The 2,562-nt window shown below is 35.0% G+C and carries 2 protein-coding genes; both read left to right on the top strand.

Annotated features, from left to right (window positions below):
- Positions 1-1,930: chemotaxis protein CheW (locus AC1DTM_RS22445; RefSeq protein ID WP_477000914.1), on the top strand; the 1,930-nt coding region annotated here is incomplete at its 5' end.
- 182 nt (positions 1,931-2,112) lie between these two features.
- Positions 2,113-2,562 (top strand): chemotaxis protein CheC (locus AC1DTM_RS22450; protein WP_477000915.1); only part of this gene is annotated, 450 nt, incomplete at its 3' end.

Genomic DNA, 2,562 nt, shown 5'->3' on the forward strand with positions numbered 1-2,562 from the left:
AAATGAAAATGTGCTAAATTTAGAACGGAATCCTGCCGATATGGGTGTTGTAGGAGAAATATTCCGCTCAGCTCATACATTTAAAGGTATGTCTGCGAGTATGGAATTTACAGAAATGGCGGATTTAACGCATAAGATGGAAAGTGTTTTAGACGAAATCCGTCATGGAAATATGATGGTGAATGCTAATATTATTGATGTTGTTTTTGAATGTATTGATAATTTAGAAAAGATGGTTGYAGATGTGCAGCAAGGCGGAATGGGTAATATAGATGTTGTATCAACGAAATTTAAATTAGAAGCATTATTGAACGGAAATGTAGAAGCTTCTATGGAAAATGCAGAGCAAAGTAGTATAAATAATGATGATACAGTTTCGCATGAAGTATATATAACTGTTGAACAACAAGCTATTTTAAAAGCAGTACGTGCCATTATGTGTATTGAAGCATTACAAAATTTAGGTAATATACAAAAAACGGTTCCAAGCATTGAAGAAATTGAAGCGGATGCTTTTGGATTTGAGTTTACAGTATATATGAATACCGATCATAGTGTTGAAGAATTGAAACGAGTAGTGCTTCATGTTTCTGAAATTGAGAAAGTAGAAGTGAAGCAAGGTAGTCATAAAGTACAAGAAGGCGTACAGGTGGAAGAAACGATTCAACAGGTTGAAACCAGACAGCTGGAGTCATCGTTAGAACTGCCAATTCAACTGGTGAGCAATACGTCAACTAAACGTACTACAAAAACGAAAAATGCTAAAGTGGAGAATCGTTCTATTCGTGTTCAGTTAGAAAAAATCGAAACATTAATGAATATGTTTGAAGAAAGTGTAATTGAGCGTGGACGAATTGATGAATTAGCAGAAACGATTCAAAATAAGGAGTTAATCGAGCATTTAAATCGATTAGGGGATATTTCAAAAGATATTCAAAATGTACTATTAAATATGCGTATGGTACCAATTGAAACAGTTTTCAATCGTTTCCCGCGTATGGTACGCATGTTAGCGAAAGATTTAGGGAAAAAAATCGATTTACAAATTACAGGTGAAGATACTGAAGTTGATAAAATAGTTATTGATGAAATTGGTGATCCACTCGTTCATTTAATTCGTAATGCAATTGATCATGGGATTGAGACTGTTGAAAAACGCCGTGATGCCGGCAAAAATGAAACAGGTACTATTAAATTAGAAGCGTTCCATAGCGGAAATCATGTCGTAATTCAAATTACTGATGATGGAAACGGTATTTATAAAGAGAAAGTATTAGAAAAAGCGATTAAAAATGGTGTTATAACAGAAACAGAGGCAAATAAATTAACGGATCGTGAAGTGTATGATCTTATTTTCCAACCAGGATTTAGTACAGCTGAAGTTGTGTCTGACCTTTCTGGACGTGGTGTTGGATTAGATGTTGTTAAACATACGATTCATAGTTTAGGTGGGCATTTAATTATTGATTCTGAGGAAGGAAAAGGAAGTACATTCAGAATTGAACTTCCGTTAACATTGTCTATTATTCAATCAATGCTTGTTCAAACAAACGATACGCGTTATGCGTTGCCTCTCGGTAATATAGTCGAAGCGATTCGAATTCAAAAGGAAGATATTCAATCGTTACAAGGAAAAGACGTTTTAAATTATCGCAATCAAATTATTGAAGTAAAACATTTAAACACTGTATTTGGTGAAAAAACAGTAGATGATGCGTTTGCATCATATGATAGTCAAATGGTTCCTGTATTAATTGTTCGTAATTCACATCGTAGCTATGGACTTATTGTCAACACAATTATCGGTCAAAGAGAAATAGTCTTAAAGTCATTAGGCGACTTCTTTGCAGAGAGCTCTAACTATTTCTCTGGTGCGACAATTCTCGGTGATGGACGAGTGGTCCTCATTTTAAACCCAGAAGGTTTATAATAGGAATGAAGGAAGCTCCCCACTTGTATACAATTGGGGAGCTTTTTGGTTAGAACTATTCATTGAGTGTGTAACAATAGTCGTTTGCAAATATTGTGGGAATAATACGTTTGATAAATATAACGAGTGTAATAGAAAGTTTATATCGTTGAAAGAAAAACAGAAATGAGGAGGCAGGGAAAATGCCTGAGCAACACACAAAAGGGGATACGAGCACGATTGTGCTAGAAAAAGAAAATGAGCATTTAACGCCTCAAGAATGCGATATTCTTGGCGAGATTGCAAATATATCATTTGGTTCAGCTTCGACTGTATTATCAACAATCTTAAATAGGCAAGTAAGTATTACTGCTCCTCATATTGAATTGGTGGATTTATATGATACAAGTAATGTTGAAATTCCGCATGTTGTATTAAATATCCATTTCACAAAAGGATTAGATATGGAAAATCTACTTGTCTTAAAGCAAGACGTCGCTTTATCTATTGCAGATTTAATGATGATGGGAACAGGGGTAGTTGAAGAAGGGAAAGAGCTTAGTGAATTAGAGCTAAGTGCAGTACAAGAAGCAATGAATCAAATGATGGGATTCGCAGCAACGTCTATGTCGGAATTCTTCCAGGATACAGTG

It is taken from the genome of Bacillus sp. P4_D3 (assembly GCF_056401855.1).